General features: G+C 56.3%; 26 protein-coding genes, 2 tRNA genes and 2 pseudogenes. 11 read left to right on the top strand and 19 right to left on the bottom strand.

Annotated elements, in window-relative coordinates; genetic code table 11:
• The first annotated feature begins 35 nt into the window (after positions 1-35).
• The gene (gene asd, locus RSAL33209_RS04110; RefSeq protein ID WP_012244392.1) at positions 36-1,154 is read left to right on the top strand and encodes an aspartate-semialdehyde dehydrogenase; all 1,119 of its coding nucleotides are present in this window, start codon (positions 36-38) and stop codon (positions 1,152-1,154) included.
• Positions 1,155-1,176: 22 nt separating this feature from the next.
• Here asd and RSAL33209_RS04105 read toward each other — a convergent pair whose 3' ends face one another.
• Entirely contained in the window at positions 1,177-2,259 is a 1,083-nt protein-coding gene (locus tag RSAL33209_RS04105) for a fatty acid desaturase family protein (protein ID WP_049759056.1), read from the bottom strand.
• Positions 2,260-2,541: 282 nt separating this feature from the next.
• Positions 2,542-3,393, bottom strand: coding sequence for a winged helix DNA-binding domain-containing protein (locus RSAL33209_RS04100; protein WP_158541130.1), 852 nt, complete (start codon positions 3,391-3,393; stop codon positions 2,542-2,544).
• Between the two features lie 687 nt (positions 3,394-4,080).
• On the opposite strand from RSAL33209_RS04100, the pseudogene RSAL33209_RS04085 reads away from it, so the two are divergent.
• The 5 genes and pseudogenes from RSAL33209_RS04085 (at position 4,081) to RSAL33209_RS04065 (ending at position 7,630) form a co-directional block, all read left to right on the top strand.
• Positions 4,081-5,346 (top strand): annotated as a pseudogene (locus RSAL33209_RS04085) (IS3 family transposase).
• 30 nt (positions 5,347-5,376) lie between these two features.
• Positions 5,377-6,033 carry a SagB/ThcOx family dehydrogenase gene (locus RSAL33209_RS04080; RefSeq protein WP_012244385.1) on the top strand — a complete coding sequence of 219 codons (657 nt, stop codon included), beginning with the start codon at positions 5,377-5,379 and terminating at the stop codon, positions 6,031-6,033.
• Positions 6,030-6,914 (top strand): ABC transporter ATP-binding protein, encoded by an 885-nt coding sequence (locus RSAL33209_RS04075; protein ID WP_012244384.1) that lies wholly within the window; start codon positions 6,030-6,032, stop codon positions 6,912-6,914. Before RSAL33209_RS04080 ends, RSAL33209_RS04075 begins: the two co-directional genes overlap by 4 nt.
• Positions 6,911-7,192, top strand: a complete 282-nt coding sequence (locus RSAL33209_RS04070) for a hypothetical protein (RefSeq protein ID WP_012244383.1) — start codon at positions 6,911-6,913, stop codon at positions 7,190-7,192. The genes RSAL33209_RS04075 and RSAL33209_RS04070 overlap by 4 nt, the downstream gene beginning before the upstream one ends.
• Before the next feature lie 48 nt (positions 7,193-7,240).
• Positions 7,241-7,630: a hypothetical protein gene (locus RSAL33209_RS04065; RefSeq protein WP_145962037.1), complete on the top strand. Its 390-nt coding sequence runs from the start codon at positions 7,241-7,243 to the stop codon at positions 7,628-7,630.
• 32 nt (positions 7,631-7,662) lie between these two features.
• On the opposite strand, the gene RSAL33209_RS04060 is transcribed toward RSAL33209_RS04065, so the two are convergent.
• The 6 genes from RSAL33209_RS04060 to RSAL33209_RS04035 all read right to left on the bottom strand — a co-directional run bounded on the left by RSAL33209_RS04060 (position 7,663) and on the right by RSAL33209_RS04035 (position 11,803).
• Complete coding sequence (locus tag RSAL33209_RS04060; RefSeq protein ID WP_012244381.1) at positions 7,663-8,457, bottom strand: SAM-dependent methyltransferase; 795 nt, start codon at positions 8,455-8,457, stop codon at positions 7,663-7,665.
• Positions 8,454-9,503, bottom strand: a complete 1,050-nt coding sequence (locus tag RSAL33209_RS04055) for a UDP-N-acetylmuramate dehydrogenase (protein WP_012244380.1) — start codon at positions 9,501-9,503, stop codon at positions 8,454-8,456. The genes RSAL33209_RS04060 and RSAL33209_RS04055 overlap by 4 nt, the downstream gene beginning before the upstream one ends.
• Positions 9,504-9,932 carry a MaoC family dehydratase gene (locus RSAL33209_RS04050; protein ID WP_012244379.1) on the bottom strand — a complete coding sequence of 143 codons (429 nt, stop codon included), beginning with the start codon at positions 9,930-9,932 and terminating at the stop codon, positions 9,504-9,506. It abuts the gene before it with no gap.
• Positions 9,932-10,378, bottom strand: a complete 447-nt coding sequence (locus RSAL33209_RS04045) for an FAS1-like dehydratase domain-containing protein (protein ID WP_012244378.1) — start codon at positions 10,376-10,378, stop codon at positions 9,932-9,934. The genes RSAL33209_RS04050 and RSAL33209_RS04045 overlap by 1 nt, the downstream gene beginning before the upstream one ends.
• Positions 10,379-10,621: 243 nt before the next feature.
• Positions 10,622-11,248, bottom strand: a complete 627-nt coding sequence (locus RSAL33209_RS04040) for a hypothetical protein (RefSeq protein WP_012244376.1) — start codon at positions 11,246-11,248, stop codon at positions 10,622-10,624.
• A gap of 9 nt (positions 11,249-11,257) precedes the next feature.
• On the bottom strand, positions 11,258-11,803 hold the full coding sequence (locus tag RSAL33209_RS04035) for a TetR/AcrR family transcriptional regulator (protein WP_012244375.1): 546 nt from the start codon (positions 11,801-11,803) through the stop codon (positions 11,258-11,260).
• Between the two features lie 106 nt (positions 11,804-11,909).
• Here RSAL33209_RS04035 and RSAL33209_RS04030 point away from each other — a divergent pair, with 106 nt between their 5' ends.
• Entirely contained in the window at positions 11,910-13,442 is a 1,533-nt protein-coding gene (locus RSAL33209_RS04030) for an MFS transporter (protein ID WP_012244374.1), read from the top strand.
• Between the two features lie 4 nt (positions 13,443-13,446).
• On the opposite strand, the gene RSAL33209_RS04025 is transcribed toward RSAL33209_RS04030, so the two are convergent.
• Genes RSAL33209_RS04025 through RSAL33209_RS04015 form a run of 3 tightly spaced genes read right to left on the bottom strand, consistent with a single transcriptional unit; the run spans position 13,447 to position 15,521 of the window.
• The gene (locus RSAL33209_RS04025) at positions 13,447-13,686 is read right to left on the bottom strand and encodes a DUF3188 domain-containing protein (protein WP_012244373.1); all 240 of its coding nucleotides are present in this window, start codon (positions 13,684-13,686) and stop codon (positions 13,447-13,449) included.
• A 46-nt stretch (positions 13,687-13,732) separates the two neighbouring features.
• Positions 13,733-14,638, bottom strand: coding sequence for a DUF2797 domain-containing protein (locus RSAL33209_RS04020; protein ID WP_114597571.1), 906 nt, complete (start codon positions 14,636-14,638; stop codon positions 13,733-13,735).
• On the bottom strand, positions 14,616-15,521 hold the full coding sequence (locus tag RSAL33209_RS04015; protein ID WP_080503757.1) for an HpcH/HpaI aldolase/citrate lyase family protein: 906 nt from the start codon (positions 15,519-15,521) through the stop codon (positions 14,616-14,618). Before RSAL33209_RS04015 ends, RSAL33209_RS04020 begins: the two co-directional genes overlap by 23 nt.
• Positions 15,522-15,697: 176 nt before the next feature.
• Between RSAL33209_RS04015 and RSAL33209_RS04010 the strand changes: the two are divergent.
• Positions 15,698-16,085 (top strand): annotated as a pseudogene (locus RSAL33209_RS04010) (glyoxalase superfamily protein).
• Between the two features lie 39 nt (positions 16,086-16,124).
• The gene (locus tag RSAL33209_RS04005; RefSeq protein WP_012244369.1) at positions 16,125-17,150 is read left to right on the top strand and encodes a nucleoside hydrolase; all 1,026 of its coding nucleotides are present in this window, start codon (positions 16,125-16,127) and stop codon (positions 17,148-17,150) included.
• A 70-nt stretch (positions 17,151-17,220) separates the two neighbouring features.
• On the opposite strand, the gene RSAL33209_RS04000 is transcribed toward RSAL33209_RS04005, so the two are convergent.
• The 3 genes from RSAL33209_RS04000 to RSAL33209_RS18545 form a co-directional block, all read right to left on the bottom strand.
• Positions 17,221-18,273, bottom strand: coding sequence for a lipase family protein (locus tag RSAL33209_RS04000; protein WP_199533198.1), 1,053 nt, complete (start codon positions 18,271-18,273; stop codon positions 17,221-17,223).
• Positions 18,274-18,760: 487 nt separating this feature from the next.
• A complete protein-coding gene (locus RSAL33209_RS18550; protein ID WP_233494270.1) occupies positions 18,761-19,150 on the bottom strand; it encodes a Rossmann-fold NAD(P)-binding domain-containing protein in 390 nt (129 codons plus the stop codon).
• Entirely contained in the window at positions 19,122-19,655 is a 534-nt protein-coding gene (locus tag RSAL33209_RS18545; RefSeq protein ID WP_233494269.1) for an NAD-dependent epimerase/dehydratase family protein, read from the bottom strand. Before RSAL33209_RS18545 ends, RSAL33209_RS18550 begins: the two co-directional genes overlap by 29 nt.
• A gap of 120 nt (positions 19,656-19,775) precedes the next feature.
• Here RSAL33209_RS18545 and RSAL33209_RS03990 point away from each other — a divergent pair, with 120 nt between their 5' ends.
• Entirely contained in the window at positions 19,776-20,342 is a 567-nt protein-coding gene (locus RSAL33209_RS03990; protein ID WP_012244363.1) for a TetR family transcriptional regulator, read from the top strand.
• 318 nt (positions 20,343-20,660) lie between these two features.
• Here the strand turns inward: RSAL33209_RS03990 and RSAL33209_RS03985 are convergent.
• The 4 genes from RSAL33209_RS03985 to RSAL33209_RS03970 form a co-directional block, all read right to left on the bottom strand.
• Positions 20,661-20,734: transfer RNA gene (locus tag RSAL33209_RS03985), tRNA-Met, on the bottom strand.
• Positions 20,735-20,799: 65 nt separating this feature from the next.
• Positions 20,800-20,871: transfer RNA gene (locus RSAL33209_RS03980), tRNA-Thr, on the bottom strand.
• A 166-nt stretch (positions 20,872-21,037) separates the two neighbouring features.
• Positions 21,038-21,439, bottom strand: a complete 402-nt coding sequence (locus tag RSAL33209_RS03975) for a LysM peptidoglycan-binding domain-containing protein (protein ID WP_012244362.1) — start codon at positions 21,437-21,439, stop codon at positions 21,038-21,040.
• Between the two features lie 275 nt (positions 21,440-21,714).
• Complete coding sequence (locus RSAL33209_RS03970; protein ID WP_114621291.1) at positions 21,715-23,616, bottom strand: DEAD/DEAH box helicase; 1,902 nt, start codon at positions 23,614-23,616, stop codon at positions 21,715-21,717.
• 489 nt (positions 23,617-24,105) lie between these two features.
• On the opposite strand from RSAL33209_RS03970, the gene RSAL33209_RS15935 reads away from it, so the two are divergent.
• Positions 24,106-25,038, top strand: a complete 933-nt coding sequence (locus RSAL33209_RS15935) for an alpha/beta hydrolase family protein (protein WP_158539288.1) — start codon at positions 24,106-24,108, stop codon at positions 25,036-25,038.
• Positions 25,039-25,071: 33 nt separating this feature from the next.
• Here the strand turns inward: RSAL33209_RS15935 and RSAL33209_RS19135 are convergent, their stop codons facing one another.
• Positions 25,072-25,422 (bottom strand): serine hydrolase, encoded by a 351-nt coding sequence (locus tag RSAL33209_RS19135; protein ID WP_012244359.1) that lies wholly within the window; start codon positions 25,420-25,422, stop codon positions 25,072-25,074.
• Between the last annotated feature and the right edge of the window lie 30 nt (positions 25,423-25,452).

Genomic DNA, 25,452 nt, shown 5'->3' with positions numbered 1-25,452 from the left:
TCGCTCGGTAGCCCAGTCCCCCGTACCATTGAAGGATGAGTCAACGTGTTGGCTACGTCGGATGGCGTGGCATGGTCGGATCAGTCTTGATGCAGCGGATGCGGCAGGAAGGCGATTTCGCACGCATTGAACCAACATTCTTTTCCACCTCGAATACCGGTGGCGCGGCCCCTTCGTTCGCCGAGGGAGACAGCGGAACGCTGCAAGATGCCTTTGACATAGACGCACTTGCGGCCTTGCCAATCATCGTGACTGCGCAAGGCGGGGACTACACCGCAGCAGTGCATCCGCAGTTACGCGCTCGAGGCTGGAACGGCCTCTGGATCGACGCGGCTTCGACGCTAAGAATGAACGACGACTCCATCATTGTGCTGGATCCAGTCAATCGCGATGTCATCGATGCGGGGTTGGCTAACGGTACAAGAGATTTCGTTGGCGGCAATTGCACCGTCTCCTGCATGTTGATGGGACTCGGCGGGCTCTTCCGCAACGGCCTGATCGAGTGGGCGACCTCGATGACATACCAGGCTGCCTCCGGTGGCGGCGCTAAACACATGCGCGAGTTGCTCAATCAATTTGGCGAGATCCATGGTGCGGTCGCTACCAAACTGGCAGATCCGGCGTCGGCTATTTTAGAGATTGACCGAGCGGTAATCGCGAGCCAGCACACCGTCGATTCAAGTCAGTTTGGTGCCACCCTGGCAGGTTCGCTGATCCCCTGGATCGATGGTGATCTGGGCAATGGCCAGTCTAAAGAAGAGTGGAAGAACGACGCCGAGACGAATAAAATCTTGGGCCTGACGGGCGCTGATCGAGTGGTGATGGACGGACTCTGCGTGCGGATTGGCGCGATGCGCACACACTCACAGGCCCTGATGATCAAGCTACGCGAAGATATTTCCGTCGAAGAGATCGAGCGGATCTTGGCCGCTGATAACGACTGGGCGACTGTGGTACCAAATACCAAGGAGGCAACGATGAAATCGCTGACCCCCGTGGCGACTTCCGGCACCTTGAATATCCCTGTTGGCAGAATTCGAAAGCTAGAAATGGGCCCCCAATACATCAGTGCTTTCACTGTGGGTGATCAATTGCTCTGGGGTGCCGCGGAGCCGCTGCGTCGAATGGTCAATATTGCAACCGGCGCACTCTAAGCTGCGTGCGCTACATTTTTGCCTAGCGGGTGCGGAACTGCGCCGTTAGCGGGCAATCAAAGGGATCGCGCTGCCCCAGGCCTACCCGGTTGAGATAACGAACCACAATCCCGTATGAATCAACCAAGGTGGTCTCCGTGTAGGTAATCTGCTTTCCCGCGCAGAACTCACGAACCATCGGCTGAACTTTTGCAAGATTCCTCGACGACATGGTGGGGAACAAGTGATGCTCGATCTGGTAGTTCAAGCCACCCATACCTACCGAAACCAACCAACCGCCTGAGATATTACGGCTCATCAAGACCTGGCGGCGGAGGAAATCAATCTTCAGGTCCTTCGGAACCAAAGGCATACCTTTGTGGTTTGGCGCAAATACTCCGCCAAAGTAGAGTCCGAAAGTGGCAATGTGCACGGCCAAAACTACCGCACCAATACCCCAGCCGCAGACGGCAAACACTGCTACCGGAACGCCGATCAATCGGACGGCGAGCATAGCTGCTTCCCAGCCCCGCTTCGGTACGATCTCCTGGCGGTTCAAGACTCGTTTGGTCGCGTTAATGTGCAAATCCAAGGTGACTAAAGTCAACAACGGAAAGAAAAACCAACCCTGATGTGCGGCAAACCAGCGAGCAAAGCCAGTTCGTTGTGCGGCTGACTCAGGATCAAAGACCACAACGCCGGCAGAAATATCCAGGTCAGAACCAATTTTGTTTGGGTTGGCGTGGTGCTTACCGTGTTTGTTCATCCACCAGCCGTAGCTCAGACCCACAAATAGATTACCGACTACGCGCCCGGTCCACTCGTTAGCCTTCGAGCTGGAAAAAATCTGTCGATGCGCTGCGTCGTGCGCCAAGAAGCCTGCCATTCCGCACATCACGCTGAAGGCGACTGCGGTCAACAACTGCCACCACGACTGTCCCAACAGCACAAACATCACACCGACGGCAGCAAATCCTAGGCCAAGTCGAATCATCCGCCATATGTACCAGGCAACATCACGTTCCATCAGCCCGGTTGCCCGAACTTTTTCGGCGAGCTCAATAAACTCCGCCGTCTGCCGGTTGGTGGCAGGACTTACACGTGGTGCGGTCGGTGCGAGGGTCACAGCGCGGCCTTTCCGTTGAAACTTCGAAAACTTTGTCTGAATATCAGACTCTACGGAAACCATTCGTACGGGCACATCCCCCTGGCGAACTATCCACCCCCGTACCGGGGTAGGGGCCCGATCAGCTAGCTAAGAGTTGCCTGATTTCTAGAGAAGATTCAACTGTGCAGAAACTGCAAATATGCTGTGCTTGCGCGCCGGGCAGCTGCCAGAACTCTTGGCGGCAACTCTGCAAATGGCTCCAGTTCGACGTCGGCGCGGGCGCCACTTACTGAACTCGGCTTACGCCAGGTGCCGATCACTGAGCCACCATAAACGTATGGTCGGCATGAACATCCCGTTATTCCCGGGAACAATCCGAACAGCGAGTTCAGCAGCGAGCGCTGCGGAACGGTCAGCGTAGCCTAAGAGATTTTCGTCAAAGCCAGGAAGCAGTAAGACCGAACGACTGCCGACGCCGCTCGGTAATTGCGCAAGAAGCTCCTCTGCGACAAAATACTCAGTTCCGGCATGCTCAAGCATCACAATTGATTGGTCCATCGCGGCCAAAGCTCGTCGAGCGTCAGTCAGCGTTAGTTTGGACCACCAAGCAAAGTCTGCGAGCGTGGCTGGTCCATGCGAACGGAAGTACCTGGTCGCAATTTCGGCAAGCGCCTCGTCACGTTCAAGTTGACGGGGCTGTTTAATCCATTCAGAACTGACCATAAAGAGCTGCTTATTGCCCCGAAACGGACCTTGGACAAGCTGGCCTTGAATACAGAGCACGTTGATCAGGTGAATTCCGCGTTGTGCACCGGTATCTTGGCCGATCATTTCGAAAGCGCTGAACAGTTCATCGCGGCTAGCACCGCTCCCGGCGGTAACGTCAATGGCTGTTTCCCGAACTGCGGCAATATCAGTTGCCGAGATGTTGAGCTGGCGTTGCCTGCCAAGCATTGAGGCAAGTGTTCGCTCGGCAGTGAGCGAGAGTATCCAGGGCAAGTCCTTAGCAAGACACACATGCAACGTTCCACGCATTGGCCAGGAACTAACCAGCTGTCCCGAGTCGAATGCTTCTCGAACTTCGGACAATGCTTTGCCCCGGGTACGCAGAACAAGTGAGTACAGCACGCCAGTTAAATCTTGCCCCTGCATGGCCAACATTTTTTTCTGCGACCTCGCGTGGACTAGCTACCCCGGCGCCGAGTAGAAGCTGCGCATGCTGTCGCATATTCGCTATACCCGCACGAGAAACCCGCATCTGTTCATCAAACCATCTGGATACCAAGACGGCTACTACCTTGCGGAAAATCTCCACTCAAGCACCTTTGCGCCTCGGGAGTTAAACACAAATTCAATAGTTTGTCCCTTAATAGTTGACGATTCGTCAAAGACTAATTAGAGTCACCGAGAGGTCTTCGACAATCGAAGATATACCGGAGCGTTTCACTGACTTTTGGGCACCTGGACTATCGGATTCAGGTGCCCATTCCTGCGCAGTCCCGGTCAAAGAATCGAACAAGGAGAAACATGGATCAGCTAGCAACGCCGCAAACCGTCTCGGATGTTCCCGAGATTCTTTCCATCCAGCATCTCGAACTCGCGGACACCACACCCGGAACGGTTATGCCCGAAGTACTCAAAGAACTTGAATTTGAGTTCAGTGGATCAGTTTCCCGCACGATCACCATGGACGGCGGCCTGACACTGTGCAGCTCGACTTCCTGTTCCTCATCTGGCAGCACCCCTCCGACGAAAGGACTGATCTTCCGATGCAAGCCACCTACGCAACTGAATCGCCCCGGTGTGTCCGGAGACTTTCTTGTTTGAGAGGATCAGGACATGGCAGGGAAAACTACGACACGGTATCCGCAGGAGTTGAAGGATCGTACGGTGCGCATGGTGGCGGAGATGGAGGGTGCATCTTCGGAGTGGGCGGCGATGCAAAAAGTTGCCCAGCTTTTGGGTGTGGGTGTGCCGGAAACGGTGCGTAAATGGGTCCGGCAAGCCGAGATCGATGTTGGTACTAGAACTGGAACAACGAGCACGGAATCGGCCGAGCTGAAACGGTTACGGCGTGAGAACGCTGAGCTGAAACGGGCGAACGCGATCCTTCGGAGTGCTTCAGCTTTTTTCGCGGTCGAACTCGACCGCCACAACACTGATCGTGAAATACATCAAGGACCATGCCGGTCACCGCGAGAATAATGGATTGCGGTGGGGTGTCGAGTCGATCTGCCAGGTGCTTACTGGGACGGGGTGAAGACCACCCCGTCCACGTACTACGAATGGGTGGATAAAACACGATCTCACCGAGAACAACGTGATGAGGTGCTCAAGCCCGTGATCCAGAAGGTGTATGCCGCTAATTACGGGGTTTACGGCACCAGGAAAGTCTGGTTGGCGATGAACCGTGAAGGTGTGCCGGTGGCCAGGTGCACGGTAGAACGGCTCATGGGGTTACTTGGCATACAGGGTGCGGTCCGTGGCAAGGTCAAACGCACCACGATCAAAGACTCGAAGGCAGCCCGAGCGAAGGACTTGGTCCGCCGTGATTTCACACCAACGGCACCGGATCGGCTATGGGTAGATGATTTCACCTATGTTTCGACCTGGTCCGGGTGGGTCTATGTTGCCTTCGTGATCGATGCCTACTCTCGGAGGATCCTGGGCTGGTCAGCGAGTGCTTCTATGAACACCGTGCTAGTGCTCAACGCAGTTAATCAGGCAATCTGGAGTCGTGAACGGGCCGGGGCTGAGATTTCCGGGGTGATTCATCATCACGATGCCGGGGCTCAATACGCCTCCTTGGCCTTCACCGAACGCCTGGCCCAGGCCGGTATCCGCCCCTCGATCGGTTCTGTGGGTGATAGTTACGACAACGCCTTGGCGGAAACCATCAACGGGCTTTATAAGACCGAGCTGATCAAACCCGGCAAGCCCTGGCGGACTCTAGAAGAAGTCGAAATCGGCACCGCTGAATGGGCCGATTGGTACAACCACCGAAGGCTCTACCAGTACTGCGGAGACATCCCACCAGTAGAGCTAGAAAACCACTACTACAATCACTACCAGAGCACGGCAGCCGCCGACAGGCTCATCGTCTGAGAAACCCTCCGGACACACCGGAGCGATTCAGTGCCGCCAACTTCGGTACTAGCCGGCAGCGATCACATTGCCTTGCCAGAAGTAAAACGCCCGACGCCGGTCGGTGAGGTATTGCGCACCAGGCGGTCAGCTCAGCGCTTCCAATCGCAAGAAGTCTCATTCCATGACTTGGCCAAGATTTTGTCTGAAGCCGCTTGCGTTAGCAGCGAACACGGTCGTGGCGCACCATCAGCGGGTGCCCTGTATCCCATCGACATTTACCTTTGTGTTGTTGACGTAGCCGGGCTAGCCCCTGGATTCTATGGATTGGATCCGTTCACAGCTCGGCTAAATAAGCTGCGAATTTCTACCGATCCCCGGGCATTCCTGAAAGAGACTTTGGTCTTTCAAAACCTTGCCAAAGACTCCGCTTTTCATGTCTTCTTCATCGCATCATTCACCCGACAACGGGTCAAATATGGCCAGCGCGCCTACCATTTTGCCCTCTTGGAAGCAGGGCACTTAGCCCAAGCGATGTTCATGGTTGCTCAAGAGTTAGGCGTCGCGAGCTGCCCGGTGGGCGGTTTCATCGACGACGCAGTGGACGAATTGCTTTGTTTAGACGGCGTCGAACAGTCGGTGCTCTACAGCGCGGCTTTCGGCTACGAAGATACCTCATCTCTGAGCGGATTGGGCCAAGCTTCATGAGTAAAGAACCAATGGTTGCTTGGCTTCACGTCAGCAAGTCGTATCGAAACAAAAGCGCATTAGAGAATTTCTCCCTCGATCTTGGTCCCGGAATCCACTGTCTCTTGGGCTCTAATGGGGCTGGAAAATCAACTGCGCTCAGCATCCTCACCGAAGTTCGAGCAGCGAGCCGTGGAGAAGTCAGAGTCATGGGACAAGCGGTTGTTCGCGGCGGCCGGCAAACGACCTTGATTGGCAGCGTTCCACAGTCGCTGTCTTTTCCACCAACGCTCAAAGTGGCCGAAGTGCTCAGGTTTGTAGCAATGCATTACCCAAACCCTCTTGAGCTCGATTCATTAGATGAACACTTGCAACTCAGCAAAATCTTGGCCAAACAGTGCGGCAGTTTATCTGGTGGGCAACGACGTCGGCTTGGAATCGCAGCGGCTCTGATCGGAAACGCACCAGTTCTCATTTTGGACGAGCCACTTGCCGGTCTAGACATTGATGGTCGCGCGGCTGTGCGACGGATCATTCTGGAACAACAGGCCGCAGGCCGTTGCGTCATCATGGCATCGCATGACTACGCCGAGGTGGAAGCGGCTGCGGATACTGTCACGTTGATAAAAGACGAACGTCGATTGGCGAATGGCAGCACTGAATCTATTCGCAGCACCTTGGACTTGAGTCACCTCAGTTTCACCGCTGAGAAGCCGCCCGCTGGAATCGAGACATTCGGAACGCTAACCAATCTCGGTACTGGACGATTTCGGCTGACCACCCATCAACCAGACCAAGCGGCGCGGTTGCTTCTGGCCGAGATCCGCGCGCCAAAACTACAAATTACGCCGTCCTCACTTGAGGACGCGGTCAGCGAACTGCTGGCAAAGGAGCAGGTGTGAAATATCTCGTCGAATATGTCCGGCTACAAGTGCTTGAGCTAGTCCGGCTACCTTCATTTTTGCTGCCAATGGCAAGATTCCCCGTGCTTTTCTATTTGACGGTTGGGCTCCGTACCGAACAGCCGGCAATCAACACGCTCTACAATTACGCGGCTTTTGCCATGTTAGGCACCGCGATGTTTCAATTCGGCGTTGGCATCGCCGCCAACCGAAACGATCCTTGGAACGCTTACTTGCTTTCGCTGCCTGCCAGCCCACGGCAACGTATCGCGGCTTAGCTGCTTGCCGGAATTGTCTTTGCAGCTCTTTTCGCCTTGCCGTTCGCCGTGATCGGATTGCTTTTCGGCGCATTTGCCACGGCAACGCCAACCGCGCTGTCACTTGGCCTGCTTGCCCTAATAGGTGGGGCACTAGTCCATGGCTGCCTTGGGTTGGCCCTAGGTTATTGGTTGCCCGCGCGCGGCGCGCTACCAATAGCTAATTTGATCTACTTTCCGTTGTCGTTTTTGGGCGGACTATTCGGTCCAGTCGATTTCGGCGTTCTGCAACCATTGCACACCTGGAGCCCCACGGGTGCATGGTCGGATCTGATCGCCTCGGGACTAGGTAGCAACATTTCCTGGCTTGCCCTGGGAATATTGGCTGGCTACTTTGTGATTTGCACGACGGCGGCAATCATCGGATATCGCCGAGTTCAAGAAACGATCTACCGGTAGCAGCTAGCTGGCGCAGTTGGCCTTAAATACGCTCAGTTTTTCCGAGCGTGTACCAGATAACTACGCATTGTCTTTTTGAATTGATCCGGGTTACCGCTAGCAGCCAAACGTCCAAAATTCGCGCCGGCCGATCCAACCTCAGAACAAGACGCTGCCCAACCGTGCGCGGCAAAGAACTCACCGGGTTCATCGCTACTGAAAGGCAATGGCTCGCCTTGTTGCTTCCTCGCAGTTATATAGCTTTGCATCCCATCAAGTTCCAAAACCCCGCTGCCGAAAACATCGGCAGCAAACTCTGATCCTTCGGCAGACGATTGCGCAGCAACTTCCAACACGCCCTGCACCAAGTCACTTGGCAAGTAAAAGAAAGGTCCCTCAGCGAGCCATAACGTCGGCAAAGTCGGGTCGAATCCGGCGGCCAGCAGCGTAGCCAGCCATTCTGCACGGATATCCACCGGAACAATTCGCCGATCAGCCAGTGCACGCCCTTTCGCAAGAATGGGCTCTTTGACTTCAAAGGTCTCCGGAAGATCGAGCTCGAACACAATCTTTGGCGTGCTCAGCCGGTACGCCCTCGCGTCCATCCCGGCACCCAAGATGACCATCTGAGTCGCAGTTGATGCAACCACGACGTCGTCAAACCAGCGGGTGCGCACTGGCAGGAAAGGATTCGGCCCGCCCGAAGCTGACTCGCTGGCGGCCAAAGCCGCACGGCCCAGATCACCCGCCAGCTCGGCGGCCCAAGGGTCGTCGAACAAGGCATCCGGTCGCGCAGCCTCAGCAGCTCGTGCCGCAGCCGTCCAGCGGCCGGTCGCCGCAGAACTCATAGCGAGCAGCCAATAAGTACTGGCTCAGGTTCCAGCTCAATACCGAAGCGGCTAAAAACACCGGCTCGGACGGCCCTCGCCACGGCCAAGACGTCAGCGGTAGTTGCCCCGCCACGATTACTGATCGCCAGCGAGTGTTTGGTAGATAATGTGGCGCGGCCACCAGTTAGTTCTGCGCCAAAACCACGGTCGAAGCCTGATTGCGAAATAAGCCAGGCGGCACTCAGTTTAACCAGCCCAACAGTCTCAACAGGAAATTGCGGCGCCTCAGCTGGCAGACCAGCGGCCAGATCCTGCGCAACGATCGGGTTTGTGAAAAATGATCCAGTGGAAAAGCTGTCTCGGTCGGCGGCATCGCTGACCATGCCTTTGGAACGACGCAAGGCCAAAACAGCTTCGCGAACCTCCAGCGCGTAGGCCCGCTCGCCCACTTCGATACCTAGAGTGGCGGCAAGCTGTGCGTACCGGATCGGTTGACTCATTCGGCCTAATGCCAACCGGAACTCCACAGTTAGCACTACGTAGCGAGGCGAGCCATCTATCATCGATCGCTTGAGCATTGAATTTCGGTAACCGAATTTCAATTCAGAATTAGTAAAGGTTTTAACCGCGGCAACTTCGCGATCCCAAGTTCGAATCAGCGCAATACTCTGCGAGACATCTGCACCATAGGCACCGACATTTTGCACCGGCGTTGCCCCGGTACTTCCCGGGATACCGGACAATGTTTCTAGGCAGCTCCATGCGTGCAGTACCGACTCATGAACAAAGTCATCCCATGGATGCCCGGCCTGCACTTGAACTGAAGCCCCACCAGAGCTGTCCTGCGCTGAAGTTTGATATCCGGTGGATGCGATCTGAAGCACCGTGCCGTCAAAGCCAGCATCAGCTACCACCAAATTCGAGCCGCCGCCAACTATCAATAGTGCGGATTTGGCTGCGTCGGCAGCCTGCACTGCAGCAATAATTTCGGCCTCTGATTCAGCGCGCACAAAAGTTCCCGCAGCACCGCCGGCTTCCAGCGTTGTCAGTTCAGAAAGCAGCATTTAGGAAAGCCGAACAATCGCCTGCGCCTTAACCAGCGCCTTTTCACCATTGAACAACACCGTGAGATCAACGCGCGCGGTGCCCGCCGCTACATCGAGTGCGCCGATCACCCCTCTGACTTCAATAACTGAACCGGCTTCGACGTCCGGCACCAACACTGGTTTGGTGAAACGAGTTTGGTAGTCCAGCACCGCACCCGGATTGCCAACCCAGTCGACGGCGAGCTGCACCGCAGCACCCATGGTCAGCATGCCATGGGCAATCACGCCAGGAAGTTCAACTTCCTGGGCAAACCGCTCGTTCCAATGAATTGGGTTGAAATCGCCAGATGCGCCAGCGTAGCGAACTAAATCTGCCCGGCTGAAAGAAATGTTCTGCGTACCAATTGAATCTCCGACGGACAGCGTCGAAATATCTGGTTTACTCATTACTCATCTCCCCTGACCACAATCTTGGACACCGTGGTGGCAACAGCCTCGCCCGCCGTCGTGCTGATTTCGGCGCGAGTGGTGATCATAATGCCGCCACCCATTGCGCGTACCGAATCCACGTGCAGGGCCGCCTGCAAAGCGTCCCCAGCGACGATTGGTCGATGGTGGGTAAAACGCTGCTCGCCATGCACAACCCTGGAAAAATCGATGCCCGAATCGGCGTCCTCAATGAGCTGGGCATCGGCACGCTGCGCAACGATGATCGCGAATGTCGGCGGGGCCAAGAGGTCAGCGTAGCCCAAGGCTCTTGCTGCTTCCAGCTCAAAGTGCGCCGGGTTAGTCGCTTTGACCGCGTGCGCGAATTCGCGAATTTTCTCGCGGCCGACGTCGTAGATCGCGGCGGCGGGATAAACCCGTCCGGGTAGATCGGGATTGACAGGCATGTCTCTCGTAGGCTTAGTGATTCTTGACCAAGCCTATCCGTTCAGCACAGCTCATTGCGCCAGCTTCGCCAAGGAGCTCGCTTGCGCCTGGACGAGCGAGGTCCACTGCGCCAAAACCTCAGCGCTCGGGTTCAAAGTATTGCTGGTCTCCATCACGGTGATGATCACGTTCTGTGAGCGTAAATGACAAATGAGCTCATTACTTGCCGTACTGCGGCCCGGAAGTTCTTTGATTTGGAGATTTTAGCACAAGGACTGCACACCGGGAGTTTCAACGGTCTGTGGCAGCAATGTCTGAGCTCCTTGCACCCCCGCGGTTGTCACCGAAAAATCACTACCACAGGCTGGCATGGCAGCAGCAAATTCCTGCATCTTGGCATCAGACGAAGTAACGTCAGCATATTCGGTGATTGTCCCGGAGGCCGCCCGAGTTTTGTCATCCGCCAGTCCAGGACCCTTGACCAGATAGAGGGCCTGGCCAAGTGAACCAGCAATGCGGAAAATACGCTGATTTACCGGTAACAACGGTAAACATCCCGTTGGCGTCACGGTGAGTGATTTGGCGTCGCTGTCAACCTGCGCTTGATCTTGCGCACTCAAAGTACCCGGGCCAGTCAGGCTCAGCCCATCCGGCATTGGCTTGGCTGGCAAGATCGCGATCATTGCCGCGCTCTGACTGGCTTCTTCAGTAGGTGTTGGTCCAATCTGCGCGGTATTCGATTCCGAGCTTGCCGACGACGATTCAGCCGCTGGCTTTCCAGCTCCACCAGTGCCCGATAAAAAGAAGGCCGCCATCAAAGCAACCAAGACCAGCAGCGCGACGACAATCGCTACCCATCTCCAGACTGGATTTCGGCTCGCAGAGAGCATTCAGTCAACCTACTTTCGCAATCGATTGACTACATTCTGCAACGCGGCAAGGTTCTGTTCATAGGTTGTCCCAGGTATTCCCAGGTAACTGCCGTGTAAGGAGGCGTTGTAATACATGCCATCCCCCATCAGCATGATCGCCTGCGCAACTTCCAGATCGTTAATTTCAGCTTGGATGGCGTCGAACCAGCCTTTCTGCAGCTCAGCAAAAGCGGCCTTCGCGTCTTCCATCTGGCCTTGCGGCAGTCGCAAGGCCGCAATAAGCACCTTGTCGAAGGAAGCATCGCTTTGCCCGGACGTTCGCAAATAGTAACTTGCCGCGCCTTCTGGTGCGTTTTTGATTGCTACTAAGTCTTCAGCACCAAGCTGAAGAAACTTTTCAATAAGACCCTCGCCAAGCGCTTCTTTGCTACCGAAATGGTAGAGCAGCCCACCTTTAGACACGCCAGCCGCTGCCGCGACCGACTCCAAAGTGGCAGCGCGTTCGCCGTCGCTCAGGAGGAGATTCTCAAAGGCTTGCAGTATGCGATCCCGAGCAGAAGAAGTGCGAGTCATGATCCAATCATCCCTTGTCAGTGCGGTTTGCTGATCCTACTTGATCATATACCGTCCAGACGGTACAGTTAATTTCTCAAGCCGATGATGAAGAGGAATAGCAAAAATGTCAACAACTTCGCCAGTTTCCACGAACGGTCAGGCGCCCGTGCGCGCGACTGCCAGGAATTGGCTCGCCTTGGCCGTACTCATGCTTCCAGTGCTTCTGGTGGCAGTGGACAATACTGTTTTGTCCTTCGCCATTCCAGAAATTTCCAGCACGCTCTCACCAAGCGGGCCAGAATTGCTCTGGATCGTTGACGTTTACCCTTTGGTATTAGCGGGCTTGCTGGTGTCGATGGGTTCGTTCTCTGACCGAGTTGGCCGCCGTCGGCTGCTACTGATTGGTGGCGCGGGCTTCACCGTAGTCTCTGCGTTGGCCGCCTTTGCACCCAATGCCGCATGGCTTATTGCCGCCCGTGCGCTCTTAGGCTTCTTCGGTGCGATGCTCATGCCCTCGACGCTTTCGCTGATCCGAAACATTTTCTTGGACCCCCGGCAACGCCGAACCGCAATTGCCATTTGGGCAGCAGCATTTTCCGGCGGTGCCGCACTCGGTCCGATTGTGGGCGGCTTTTTACTAGAGCACTTCTGGTGGGGTTCAGTGTTTCTGCTCGCCGTGCCCGTTTTGATTCCGTTGCTGATCTTCGGCCCGATCTTCATCACTGAATCCCGGGATCCGAAACCGGCTCCGATTGATCCCCTCAGTATTGTGCTTTCGTTTGCCGCAATGGTGCCGCTGGTCTACGGCATTAAAACTTTCGCATCGGAAGGACTGAGCGCTACCGCGGTGCTGGCTGCCGCCGTCGGCCTGTTTTGCATGTGGTTGTTTATTCGTCGCCAGCTGCGGCAGCGAACACCAATGCTTGAGGTGCAGTTATTCCGGAATCCGGTCTTCACCGGCGGTGTGCTGGCGAATTTGCTCAGCGTGTTCTCGCTCGTAGGATTCTTATTCTTCATCTCACAACACTTGCAATTAGTCGCAGGGCTGGGACCCACACAAGCTGGAATAGCACTATTGCCCGGGTTGATCCTCGCCGTGGTGGCTGGCCTGGTTGTGGTGCCGATCGCCCGTTTTGTGCAACCGGTTTGGCTAGTCACCGGCGGGCTGTTACTCAACGCCGTTGGTTATGCCCTCACGGCCTTCCTCAATCCACCGCCTATTGCACTGCTGGTTATCGCTTTTATGGTGCTGGGGGCGGGCGTTGGTGTTGCTGAAACAATTTCTAACGACCTCATCCTGTCCTCTGCCCCGGTAGAAAAATCCGGCGCTGCTTCAGCAATATCGGAGACGGCGTATGAACTCGGATCAGTGCTCGGCACCGCCGTGCTCGGTTCCATTTTGGCCTCGGTCTATCGCACGCACTTGCAACTGCCTGTGGGGCTCGACGCCGCAGCGACCGAAAAGGCTGAAGGCACGCTTGGCGGCGCGCTTGAAGTGGCCAAAAATCAAGGAGCCGATGCGGCGAGCGCACTCCGCGATTCGGCCATGCACGCTTTCGACAACGGGGCAGTAGTCATTGCCGTTGTGGGGTTTGTCTTGATGCTGGCGGCAGTGTCAGTGTCAGTATTGACGCTGAGGACGGCGAAAGCCTCGTAGCATGTCAGGGCTTTTTGGCGGCTTCGCGGAGTCTGCGGCGTACTTCTTGGCCGCGGGCCGCGATGCCCGCTACGTGCAGGATTGTGCCGAGCCCTAGAAAAGGCATTCCGGTCCACATCAGGCCATTATTTCCAGTATTCGCGCCAATAATCGTCAAGATCAGCCCTAGCGCGATGAATCCCATCGCGCTAAATACGATGATGCGGTAAGCCATTCCTGAGGTCTGCCAATATTCGTTGAGCACGCTCCAACTTTACTCGCCTTAGCGCAGGCCTTGAGTGCACGGGAGCTCAGAACAACGAATCCTGCAGGGCTGGAAGCTCAGATTCAAATTGGCCTAGCTCAATGATTCGTCCTTTGAGCGCACCCAGATCTAACAGAAAATCCTGATCTTCCACGCATCCCCAGGCGAAGCTGCCCAACAAACCCTTGAGCTGGATTCCATGGCTGCCTTCGTTCGAAGGCAATGGATAGGCAATTCTTGGCCCAGCGGTTAGCAATGATCTGCCGTGTTCCGGCAATTCCCACTGCTCGTCAGAAAGCTGAAAACCTGGCAACCCGATACCGGCTAAATGCTCACGGGCAGCAGCAGCCACTTCAGCGTTAGCCTGCAGGATTTGCGCCAAAGGATCGGGCGTAAGTAAGCCACTGAACTTGCTCGCTGAGCGGATCTGCTGCGGAATTCCTAAGCCAGAACTGATCGAATCTTCCAATAATCGAACCGTCCGGCCGTCGTCGGCAAGCGCAATGTACTGCGCCGCGATCGCGCCCTGCTCGGCCAACCTAGCCCATTTGCGCAATTGCGAAGCGGTGCCCACTTTGCTGGCTTCGCGCGCAAAGGTGGCAATGTACAACCAATGCGGCTGAGCGACATAAGCTTTGAGCCCTGCCGATGCCTGGCCGCCCCGATGAATGTCATGAATCGCCCGGAACTCATCCCGAGCGAAACACGGCCCACATTGATAGCCGCGTTCGGCGAGCGAATCGTCCGGGCACGGCACGGACTTACTGCCAGCCTCGCCAAGCATCTGGCTAAATCCCAGACAGTGCTTCCTACCATCGAGCACCCGGAAGCCCAAAAAACTTCCGGGCGCCAGAAGCTCGGACGTAGGCTCTGCAACGACGTTTAGCCTGACTCCGCGCTCGGACCAATCCAGCCCACGGACTAGCACCTCAGCTGGCCGGCTGAACGCCAAAAGCGAGTGCGAGCTTCAAGATCTTCTCGGCTCGACCCAACCGAGGAAGGTCCGAACCGTCCCGAATCACGCCGCCGCGAGCGTTGAAGTCCGCCATGAAGTCAGTGGCCCAAACAACGTCTGAAGGTGCTGGCGAAATGACTTCGTTGATCACCGTAGTCTGGTCACTTTGCAGGCAAAGTTTGCCGGTCATACCCATCGATACCGTGATCGCAGATTGTTCGCGCAGAATCGGGTGGTTGGTGCCTACCGTTGGGCCGTCAATCGGTCCCGGCAGGTTTCCCACCCGGCTAGCAACTACGAGCTTGGCACGCGGGTAGGCCATTGCTTCGCGATCCGCCGCCATACCGGTATCGCGTCGGAAATCTCCGGAGCCGAAAGCAAGCCGGAAAGCGCCCTCCGCGCGGGCAATATTATTAGCTTCTTCAATGCCGACGGCGGATTCCACGAGTGCGAGCACTCGAGTTTTACCATCGAGCCGGTGATACGTTTCTTTGACCTGCTCGGCACTTTCGGTCTTCGCCAACATCACGCCTTGCAATCCGGGCGTGCCACGCAAGCCGGCGACGTCGTCCGCCCAAAAGTCACTGCTCGCATCGTTGATGCGAACCCAAGCTTCGCCGCCGTTCTGAAGCCACTGGATGACATCGCTGCGCGCCGACGACTTGTGCGAGGGGTCAACGGCATCTTCGATATCAAGCACGACGGCGTCCGCGCGGGAAGCAACTGCGGCATCGAATGTCGCTGGTTGAGTTGCCGGAACGAGCAGCCAAGATCGGGCGATTTCGGCCGGAACATTGCGGATTCTAGGCAGCGGAGAAGTCAAAGGTTTACTCTGATTGGCCAGGCCGGTATCGCCATAAGCCTCGGTGGGGGAAGACATGTATCTACCGTAACGCTGTAAGCGGCTGAGCTGCGATTTCCGTGATCCAGATGACGTGCTGAAAGGACGAAAAGGCGTTGCCGCAAAAAAGATTTTCATGAGGTCAGAAACTGACCGCTACTGCTTCTAAGCTGATCTCATCACTCCAAGAACGGACAGTTCACATGTCATCCACCATGAAAATCGAAGTCGTCCCGATTCCCGTCACTGACATTGAACATTGACATTGACCGAGCCCAAGCTTTTTACGTCGACAAAGTCGGATTCAATTCCGGTCATGACCATCGCGTTGATGAAAATATCCGGTTCGTCCAGCTCACCCCGCCAGGCTCTGCCTGCTCGATTGTTCTAGGCCAAGGCGTGGTGGAAATGGCTCCCGGAACGCAAAAAGGCGTCATGATGGTGATCGAGAACGCCGACGAAACTTTTGCCGAGCTGCGCGGTCGCGGCGTAGAAACAAGCGAGGTCACTGATATGGCTTGGGGACGCTTCATCTACTTCGCCGATCCAGACGGCAATACCTGGGCGCTTCAAGAACTACCGGATTACAGCAAAACGCAGTAACCCGCACAGGAAGTGGCAGTGGGGTGCTAGAACTGGTTTATGCGCGCCCCACTGCTTATTGACGTCGATACCGGTATTGACGACTCACTTGCCCTGCTCTATTTGCTTGCCCACGACGACGCCGAAATCCTTGGCATCAGTTGCACCGCGGGCAATGTGCCGGCCCAGCAAGTTGCCATAAATAATTTGGCCTGGCTTGAGCTCTGTGGCCGCACTGGCATTGAGGTGGCGCTTGGCGCCGAGGTGCCACTGCTCGCTCCCCTGATGACAACCGAAGAAACGCACGGACCGCAGGGCATTGGATACGCCGAGCTCCCGGCGCCAGTTACCCCGCTTTCACCGAGGCATGCGACTCAGCTGTGGATCGATACCGTGCGCTCCCGGCCAGGCGAAGTAATCGGCTTAGTCACCGGACCGCTGACAAATCTGGCGCTGGCGATCAAGTTGGAGCCGGAGCTGCCACTGCTGCTTAAACGTCTTGTGGTGATGGGCGGTGCGTTCAATTATCCGGGGAACACCACGCCCTGTAGTGAGTGGAATGTCGCGGTAGATCCAGAATCGGCAAAGCTCGTCTTCGACGCTTTTTCGGTATTACCACCCGAGCGGCAGCCCATTATTTGCCCGCTTGATGTGACTGAAACGGTCATTATGACGCCGCAGCATCTTGCCGAGTTGGCGGTGGCAGCGGGTAGCACTCCAGTTGAAACCCCAGATCAGGACGACCCTGCTGGAACTCGTTCCCAAGCTTCGAATCCTTTAGTTCGGCATTTTAGCGATGCTATTCGCTTCTATTTCGAGTTCCACGCGGCGGAGGGGCAGGGCTATATCAGCCATATGCACGACCCGTTCGCGGCAGCAGTCGCCTTGGACCCTTCGTTGGCAACATTGCGCCAGGCGACCGTCGACGTCGAACTTGGTGGCACATTGTCTCGAGGAGCAACTATTGCTGATTGGCGGGGCCAATGGGGCCGTCCCAAAAACGCTTGGGTTGCTGTCAAAACTGAACCGAAAGTGTTTTTCGATGACCTCATTCGCCGGGTTGCCGAGCTAGCCCGGAGCATATGACTCGGCGCCGAACCCCGAGGTAATGGGAGTTCGACGCCGAGTCAAAGGTAAAAAGCTAGGGCAGTAATAACTACGGCGCTAGAACTTCCGGAGCCAAGGAGTTACCAGCTGCGATGCTTGCGCAGTTATTCGGAGCTGTCTTTCCGGCAAACCGGTCATTGATCCAGGACAGTGCGCCCGGGTACCAGGCCAAAGTGGTACCAACATGGCCGAGCAAATAGTGCTCGGTGTACTGAACTTGAGTACCGCTGGCGCAGAAATGCTTGGCAATTGCTCGAACGTCACCGGCAATCATCACACCGTCGCCCACACCAACACCCGGGGTGCCTTCCAGCACGCCGGTAGCTCCCTGAGCGATCTGCAACGGGATGGTTGGTGAACCATACTGGCCCATATTCACTTTGTTGACAGTGTCGACAAAGATCTGAATCCGGTTGGGATTCGCGTATTCGGGCTTTGCAATGTCTTCCCATTTCACGCCGGAACCCATAATGAAGCCTTCGGTAATTGAGGCCGCATCGATCTTTTTGAACAGCTCGACGCCCTTAGCGTTCAAGTACGGTGTGAAATCAAGGTTCAGCGCACGAGCCACACCCTTGATCGCCATTGCAGCTACGCCGGCCCAAATCGGGGTTCCGGAGATGTAGTTCAAGTTGTGTGCCAGGGCTACCAGCACACCGCCCTCAGTGGCACCAACCAGATTCTTGTTGACGTCCGGGGCGTAGGTAGGAGCTAATTGCGCGGCCCAGTTGGTAGCAATCGCACCACCAGAGTAGCCAAGCATTGCGGTCTTGGTGTTCTTGTTCAAGCCGGCCTTTGGTGAGTTATATGCGGCCCGCAAAGAATCCAAGGTGTACTGGCCGTAGGCCGGTCCTGCCGCAAATTCTGCAGTCTGGCCTTCGACGTCGGGCAGGTTCACGGTGTAACCCTGCAACAGCAAAGGCGCAATAATCGCGGTCTCAGCAGTGGGAATTATGGCGCCATCGTTGGACTTGCCAGCGACCAGGCTACCGAGGCTGAAATCGCCAGAAATCGCGCGCGAGGGTCCGTCTTCCGGATTGAGCGAATCATAGAAGGACTGATAGGAAACGAGCTTCCCACGGCCTTCAAGGGACTCAGCCACTCAAGCGGACCCGGGGCGGCGGGCTTCACAATTGAGGTGACGTTAGCTACCGCTTGCCCCAACATGTTTGTGGAGCGGTAAAGCACCTGCTCAACGCTCACCGGAATGGGAAATCCGGCCACGTGATAGGCGATGGTGCGGCTTTTGAGCACATCACCTGGAGCATAATCTGTCAGCGGCTTTGCGCCGTCGTACTTGAAGAAGGAAGCTGAGCTGCTAGCTGCGTTGCTAGCTGGTTGAGTTGATGCTGCCTGAGCAGCAGGCGTGGCCGCGAGCATGCACCCGGCGGCTACGAACAAAGTGGTGGCAGTCGCGATGGAGCGAGATTTGAGCGTCATTGGCAAGTCTCCGTTGTACTCCTGTCATGTGACCTAGTTAACACGACACTTCCTTCGAAGTTACTCACCAGTAGCAAAAGAGACAATAGGTTTACGGAAAGTAAAGTTAATGCGACTAAAAATGGCCAAAACTCACTCCTGGGCGTGCTCTATTGTTGTTCGACCCGGAAATAATGCCCCTGCTCAAGATCTTCGAGCAATTTCGGACCAGTCGGATTCCAACCGAGCCAATCCCGGGTTAGTGCACTGCTCGCAGGCTTATCAAACATCAAAAACCTACCCACCCAGCCAAAGCGCTCAACAGCTTCCTCTGCGGTCAAACTCAGCAACGGCAGATTCAGATGGCGCCCAATCACCTCGGCAATATCCCTAAACGGCACCGCTTCGTCATCGATCGCATGCAAGACCGAACCTGCCGGAGCATTTTCGAGTGCCAGGCAGAAGAGGTGCGCCGCGCCTAAGCGATGCACCGCCGGCCAGACGTTACTCCCGTCGCCCACATAGACCGAGCTACCGCTTTCCCGATTCCCCTTGATCACAATCGGCAAGAACCCTATAGTCGCCGTCGCCATGAACTGTAGGAGCCAAGCGCACCACTGCTGATCGAATACCGCGATTCGCAAAATCCAGCACAACCTTTTCGGTGAGCTGACGGGGCGACTGAAAAGACGTTGAATCAGGGATATCGGTTTCACGCGACCCGGCGCCAAGCATTCCTGAGGCGATAACCAGCGGACGGTCAGTGCCTTCAAGCAGATCCCCGAAAAGTTGGACAGCTGCCAGGTCGACGGCCGCAGCTGCCTCGTGTAGGGTGAAGTCATGAATGAAGGCCGTGTGGATGATGCCGTCGGCTCCTTCCGCACCAGCTCGCAAGCTGGCCAAATCAGTGAGATCGCCGCGCTGCACTTCGGCGTCGGCTGCCGTGATCGCAGCAGCCGACTCGTCGGATCGAGCCAAGCCAACCACCTGATGGCCCGCAGCCAGAAGGTCAGCAGTGATTGCTGAACCGATCCAGACAGAAGCACCAGTAACAAATACCCGCATAAGAAGCCTCCTACTGACCGAGCATCGCCTCACGCTGAATGCGCGAAAGTTCATCAATGTCAGTCATTGACATCAACCATACAACTAATGTCGGTGACTGTCATGATGTAATATCGAGGCATGAACAGATGGGAACCTGACGCCGGCGGGAGACTGTACCTGGCCGCGATGGATCTCTACGCCGAGCAGGGATTTGAGCAAACCACGGTGACGGAAATTGCCGAGCGTGCGGGCGTTACCGAACGGACTTTTTTCCGTTATTTCGCTGATAAACGTGAAGTTTTCTTTCGTGGTCAAGACGAATTTCGGGCTCTATTTGTGTCGCCCATCCAGAGCTCGCCGCCGGAGGCGAATCCATTTGATGCCGTTTTGGCATCGCTTCAAGCGGTAGCGCAATATCTTGAGCCGCGGCGGCCATCCTCGCAGAAACGACAGAGCGTTCTTGACGCGACGGCGGCATTGCAAGAACGTGAATTGACCAAGTTTGATCAGCTGTCGTCGGCAATGTCTGACGCACTGCGCGAGCGCGGCCTAGCGGAGCCCGTTGCGAGCCTTGCTGCCGGCTGGGGTATGTCCTTGTTTCGAGTAGCGTTCCTGCGCTGGGTTAGCGCTGAAAACTCCATGACATTCGAGCAGATCATCGCGGAGCTGCGCGATGCCTTAAAGGCCCAGCTAAACGCCAGCTAGGGCGTATGAACCAGCTGAGTTATACAAGCTGAATCATCAACTAGTTTTTATCGACGCGGACCAGCGTGGAGTTTGGCGGTACTGCGGCGCGTAAATCGGATAATGCCCGCTCGTCGTACTTATCGCGCTCTAGCTCGATTGTGCTGGTAACGCCGTCGCCGTCTTGGATCGTTCCAATAGATCTTCATATTTCCAGGTTATCTTGCTCCGGCTGTGGTGGGTTGTGACGGCGAATTTTTGAACGGTTCAGGCCCGTTCGGGCATAAAAAATCGGCGCAGTTCCGGGCCAAAACCAGGAACTGCGCGGATTTCCGTCGGTAGCGGTGGGGAGACTCGATCTCCCGACCTCACGATTATGAGTCGTGCGCTCTAACCAACTGAGCTACACCGCCATAAATGGGATTGGCCCGTGTCTTCGCCGGTCAAAAACCGTCTTGACACGAGCCTACCCATTGCGAGCCCCCCACCGGAATCGATCCGGTGACCTCGTTCTTACCAAGAACGCGCTCTACCACTGAGCTAGGGGGGCAACAGATGAATACTTTACCAGTGGATTTCGCCTGGGGGAAATCGGCCAAATGCTACTTCCAGAAAAGCGATTCCACAAGCAGCAACGCAGGATCCCCACGCCATCTACTAGCCCCTTGAACGGGCCTTTTGGCGAGGAATCCTGCGTTGCTATTTGCGCGAAAAACCTACGGAAGCGTCAAAACCTGGCCCGGGAAAATCAGGTCCGGGTTCTCGATGCCGTTGGTGCTGATCAGAGCCTGCAGGTCCACGCCGTTAGCTTCAGCGATAGCGGAAAGGCTATCTCCTTCAGCAACAGTCACCTGACGGGCCACAGGAGCCTCTTCAGTGACCGGAGAGGCTTCAACCGGTGCAACTTCTTCAGCCACGGGTGCGACCTCAACCGGAGCGTCTACAGCAACCGGCTCAGCAGCGACGTCGTCGTTGGCTGCTGCCGGGGATTCCTGCTCGGCCGGAGCCTGCTCGGACTGGTTCTGGTCGTGGTTCGGGTTGAACACGTCCCCCACTGCATCGCCCACATTCTTGGCTACATCTTCGACATTCTTCTTGATGTCATCGAAAAGTCCCATAAGAAATACTTTCCAACCGTCTGAGCTCGACGAACTAAAGCTTCGTCGTCGTCGAACTTGTTACGTCATACAGTCCGCATGACAACCCGATGCTATGGGCCAAAATTGCGAGTTCCAAGAGATTTCGTCATACAAATGGATTTTCACCGGGAACATCCCGCCAACGTTAATGAAGCGTTCAGATCGAGTTCACGGTTTGGGCCCGAAGCGCAAAAACGAAAGGCCGGTTGTTTCAACGAAATCGTCGAAACAACCGGCCTTCCATCAAATGCTAATTACCACTTGCCCTTGCGGTTGAAATCTTTACCGCCGTCGGTCTTGCCATGGCGAGGCTTGCGGTCCCCTGCGCCGTGACCGGTGTGGCCACCGCCAGTGGAACACGCACCAAAGCTACGCTCGCCACCTTCACGCTTGCCCTTGTAGCCACCGCCACCACCGCCGCTGAAGCCTTCGCCTTCACGCTCGGAACGCGGCTTGCGGCCGGAATCCAACTCCAAACGAATCAGCTCGCCGCCAATCCGAGTCTTGGACAGTGCACGCCACTGATCCTTGCTCAGCTCAGCCGGCAGTTCAACCAGAGTGTGGTCGGCACGTATATCGATGCCGCCGATCTGCGAAGAGGACAAGCCACCTTCGTTGGCAATAGCGCCAACGATCGAGCCGGGCATAACCCGCTGACGACGGCCGACGGCGATCCGGTAGGTCGCGTTGCCTTCAGTGAGGGTGCGGGTCGGACCACGCGAGCCGAAGCCGTCCTTAGCGCGTTCACGCTTCTGGTATTCCGGCGCCGCAGGCAGATCCTTGACCAACAAGGATTCGCCACCCTGCGCCATGTAGGCCAGCGCAGCAGCAATCTCTGCCGCCGTAACGTCGTGCTCTTGCTCATAGGTGCTGATCAATTCACGGAAAACTGAAAGTTCTTGTGAACCCAAGGTCTCAGTGATTTGATCGGCAAACTTGCTCAAACGCAGGTTGTTAATGGTGTCCGCACTAGGCAAGTGCATCTGCTCAACCGGCTGACGAGTAGCCTTCTCAATCGCGCGCAGCAAGTACTTCTCCCGCGGGGTCATGAACAGGATTGCGTCGCCTGAACGGCCAGCACGGCCGGTACGGCCAATACGGTGCACGTAGGACTCCGTATCATGCGGAATGTCGTAGTTGACTACCAAGCTGATGCGCTCAACGTCCAAACCACGAGCGGCAACGTCAGTAGCAACCAGCACGTCAATGCTGCCTGAACGAAGTGCCTCAACGGTGCGCTCGCGCTGTTGCTGCGGGATGTCACCGTTGATTGCTGCCGCACGGTAGCCGCGTGACTTCAACTTATCGGCAAGCTCTTCGGTTGCCATTTTGGTGCGCACGAAGGCGATAACGCCGTCGTAGTCTTCAACTTCAAGAATCCGGGTCATCGCGTCGAGCTTGTGCGGGCCCATCACCTGAAGGTAACGCTGACGAGTGTTTTCGCCAGTGGTGGTCTTCGCTTTGACCGAGATTTCGGCCGGGTTGTTCAAGTATTTCTTGGCGATTCGGCGGATCTGGCCCGGCATAGTCGCGGAGAACAGCGCAACTTGCTTGTCCTCCGGCGTCTCAGCCAGGATCTGCTCGACGTCGTCAGCGAAGCCCATCCGCAACATCTCATCGGCTTCATCCAAGACCAAGTACTGCAGGTTGGACAAGTCCAACGAACCCTTGGAAAGGTGGTCGATAACGCGACCAGGGGTTCCCACCACGACCTGCGCACCACGGCGCAAACCGGCCAGCTGCGGGCCATAAGCCGAGCCACCGTAGACGGGCAGCACACTGAAGTTGTCCATGTGCGCGGCGTAGGAAGAAAATGCTTCGGCAACCTGCAGCGCGAGTTCGCGGGTCGGTGCGAGCACCAGGATCTGAGTGTCTTTGGTGGCCGGAAGGTTTGCCATCCGCGATAGCGCCGGCAGCGCGAAGGCCGCGGTCTTACCGGTACCGGTCTGAGCCAGGCCGACGACGTCGCGCCCTTCCAACAGCACCGGAATGGTTGCGGCCTGGATCGGGGACGGCTTCTCGTAGCCAACATCTTTCAGAGCAGCAAGCACTCGGCCATCAAGGCCAAAGTCGGTGAAGAGTACATCTTGTTCTTCGGTCTCAGCCGGTGCCGAGTTTTCAATTTCTGCAGAGCTATTTTGGGTGTTTTCGGACATGGGGATATTCCTCATTTGCACTAGGGCCGGACAGCGTTGTGTCACGCTTCCAGTCATTCACCTCACGGCTATCCCTAGGCACAAGCCCGCATGAAGCGGGGCCCAACACGAACACTCCTGCCTCAAGAATTGGGCAGGAAGAAACTGATAAGAATAAGGGATTCCGTAAGAAGGTGTCTATTCAATTGTAAGGTATCAGCCGCACCTGGCAGCACAATCTGGTGAAGCTGACCAGGTGAGATGGCGCACACCACTAATTTTCACGCGAAACACCTTGTCGAAGTATGGCTCAAGACCCACGGCAAAGTCGAGGTCTGGCTCCGCCAATACCGCCTCGACCATCCCCGCCGTCGTCGAGCTGCCTCGAGCAGTGGGTCCCACTAAGTTGGGACTCCCAGTGGGACAAACGGGTTTATCCCACTGAATAGGCGCGCTCAGCGGGACCAACTCCCGGCCATGTCTTGCGAGATGTCCATTAGGCTGCAATTTATGCAACCCGTCACCGTGGAAGAGTTCAGTGTCAACACTGCCTCTGGCACCCTGAATGCCTTGATCCACACCCCTGACTTGCCCGGACCGCTCCCCTGGTTGGTATTGGTTGATGGCTCGGGCGAGGGTACCGCAGACGGTTGGGGTGAGGCTCCGCAGCGGCTCGCGGCTGCTAGCGCCGTTGTGCTCAGCATGGATAAACCCGGATGCGGCAAATCCCCCGGAGACTGGCGGCTGCAAACGTTCCCCGACGGCGCTGAAGAATCGCTAGCCGCACTGAAAGCGCTCAAGGCGCATCCGTTGCTGGACGGCAGTCAAACAGGTTTCTATGGTGTGAGCCAGGGTGGCTGGATCAGCTTATTGGCCGCTGCCATGAGCGACGACGTCGACTTCCTGATCTCAGTCTCGGGCCCCGGCGTGAGCCCTGCCGAACAAGAGCGGTACCGGATCGAAACTGACCTGCGCTCGAGCGAGCTAAACGCTGCCGATATCGCCGCCGGCCTCAGCTGGCTCGACGAACGTACGCAACTCCTGCTAGCCAATAAATCAGCCGAACAGGTCTTAGATCTGCAACGCAAATTCATCGACCAGCCTGGGTACCAGCTCACAACCCGATACTTCGACGACGTCGAAATGCTTAGCTTTCTGGCCCGAAACTTAGGTTTCGATCCGGAAGCGGTGTTACCAAAGGTCCACTGCCCGGTGCTTGCGACCTTCGGCGCGGACGACAAGCTAGTTCCCATTCCGCAAAGCGTGGTCGCGTTTTCTCAGCTGCTGAATCCGCTTGCAGGAAATCCGCATGGCTTAGCCGTTTTTCCTGGCGCCGATCACGGTCTGTACCTGGATGAACTGAAGCCCGGAGTGTCCAGAAGCTCACAATTGGCACCCGGATTCATGCCCATGGTGCAAGGGTTTTTAGCTCGCTTTGCCTGAGTCTGTCCGTTATCCCGAAGGTTATTCTGCCAATCACTCCGCCAGCGGAGCCCAAAAGTAGTCGTAGTTATCTACTGGGGTGGCCATCGCCCGCTGGCTCATCACGACTCCGATCAACTCACGTGCTGGGTCGACCGCTGCGCTACAACCACTACCGCCCGTCCAGCCATAGCTACCAACCGACATGGAATGCTGCCCCGGCGCAATATTGACACCAATTTGCCAACCCCAACTTTCCGCAGAATCAAGGATCGGGAACGCGCCTGCACGCTGCTCGGGTTTCAACTGATCCGAGAGCATTTGGCTCTTCAGCGCCTCCGGCAGCAGACTACCGTAAGCCAAAGCGGTCAGGAAAGCGAAATAGTCCGGGACCGTGGAGACCAACCCCCGGCCAAAGTCTCAAATTTTGGTTGT

It is taken from the genome of Renibacterium salmoninarum ATCC 33209 (assembly GCF_000018885.1).
Classification (GTDB): Bacteria; Actinomycetota; Actinomycetes; order Actinomycetales; family Micrococcaceae; genus Renibacterium; species Renibacterium salmoninarum.
The sequence above is the reverse complement of the archived record's forward strand: the minus strand, read 5'-3'. Positions and strand labels throughout refer to the sequence as shown.

Coding starts and splice junctions, on each gene's coding strand:
- RSAL33209_RS04040 (WP_012244376.1), bottom strand. CDS start 11,248: ATGCTCTCTGCGAGCCGAAATCCAGTCTGGAGATGGGTAGCGATTGTC.
- RSAL33209_RS15935 (WP_158539288.1), top strand. CDS start 24,106: ATGCAACCCGTCACCGTGGAAGAGTTCAGTGTCAACACTGCCTCTGGC.
- RSAL33209_RS04060 (WP_012244381.1), bottom strand. CDS start 8,457: ATGAGTTCTGCGGCGACCGGCCGCTGGACGGCTGCGGCACGAGCTGCT.
- RSAL33209_RS04005 (WP_012244369.1), top strand. CDS start 16,125: ATGCGCGCCCCACTGCTTATTGACGTCGATACCGGTATTGACGACTCA.
- RSAL33209_RS04055 (WP_012244380.1), bottom strand. CDS start 9,503: ATGCTGCTTTCTGAACTGACAACGCTGGAAGCCGGCGGTGCTGCGGGA.
- RSAL33209_RS04075 (WP_012244384.1), top strand. CDS start 6,030: ATGAGTAAAGAACCAATGGTTGCTTGGCTTCACGTCAGCAAGTCGTAT.
- asd (WP_012244392.1), top strand. CDS start 36: ATGAGTCAACGTGTTGGCTACGTCGGATGGCGTGGCATGGTCGGATCA.
- RSAL33209_RS04100 (WP_158541130.1), bottom strand. CDS start 3,393: ATGCAGGGGCAAGATTTAACTGGCGTGCTGTACTCACTTGTTCTGCGT.
- RSAL33209_RS04035 (WP_012244375.1), bottom strand. CDS start 11,803: ATGACTCGCACTTCTTCTGCTCGGGATCGCATACTGCAAGCCTTTGAG.
- RSAL33209_RS18545 (WP_233494269.1), bottom strand. CDS start 19,655: ATGCGGGTATTTGTTACTGGTGCTTCTGTCTGGATCGGTTCAGCAATC.
- RSAL33209_RS03975 (WP_012244362.1), bottom strand. CDS start 21,439: ATGGGACTTTTCGATGACATCAAGAAGAATGTCGAAGATGTAGCCAAG.
- RSAL33209_RS04015 (WP_080503757.1), bottom strand. CDS start 15,521: ATGTCTTCCCCCACCGAGGCTTATGGCGATACCGGCCTGGCCAATCAG.
- RSAL33209_RS04045 (WP_012244378.1), bottom strand. CDS start 10,378: ATGCCTGTCAATCCCGATCTACCCGGACGGGTTTATCCCGCCGCCGCG.
- RSAL33209_RS03970 (WP_114621291.1), bottom strand. CDS start 23,616: ATGTCCGAAAACACCCAAAATAGCTCTGCAGAAATTGAAAACTCGGCA.
- RSAL33209_RS04030 (WP_012244374.1), top strand. CDS start 11,910: ATGTCAACAACTTCGCCAGTTTCCACGAACGGTCAGGCGCCCGTGCGC.
- RSAL33209_RS03990 (WP_012244363.1), top strand. CDS start 19,776: ATGAACAGATGGGAACCTGACGCCGGCGGGAGACTGTACCTGGCCGCG.
- RSAL33209_RS04050 (WP_012244379.1), bottom strand. CDS start 9,932: ATGAGTAAACCAGATATTTCGACGCTGTCCGTCGGAGATTCAATTGGT.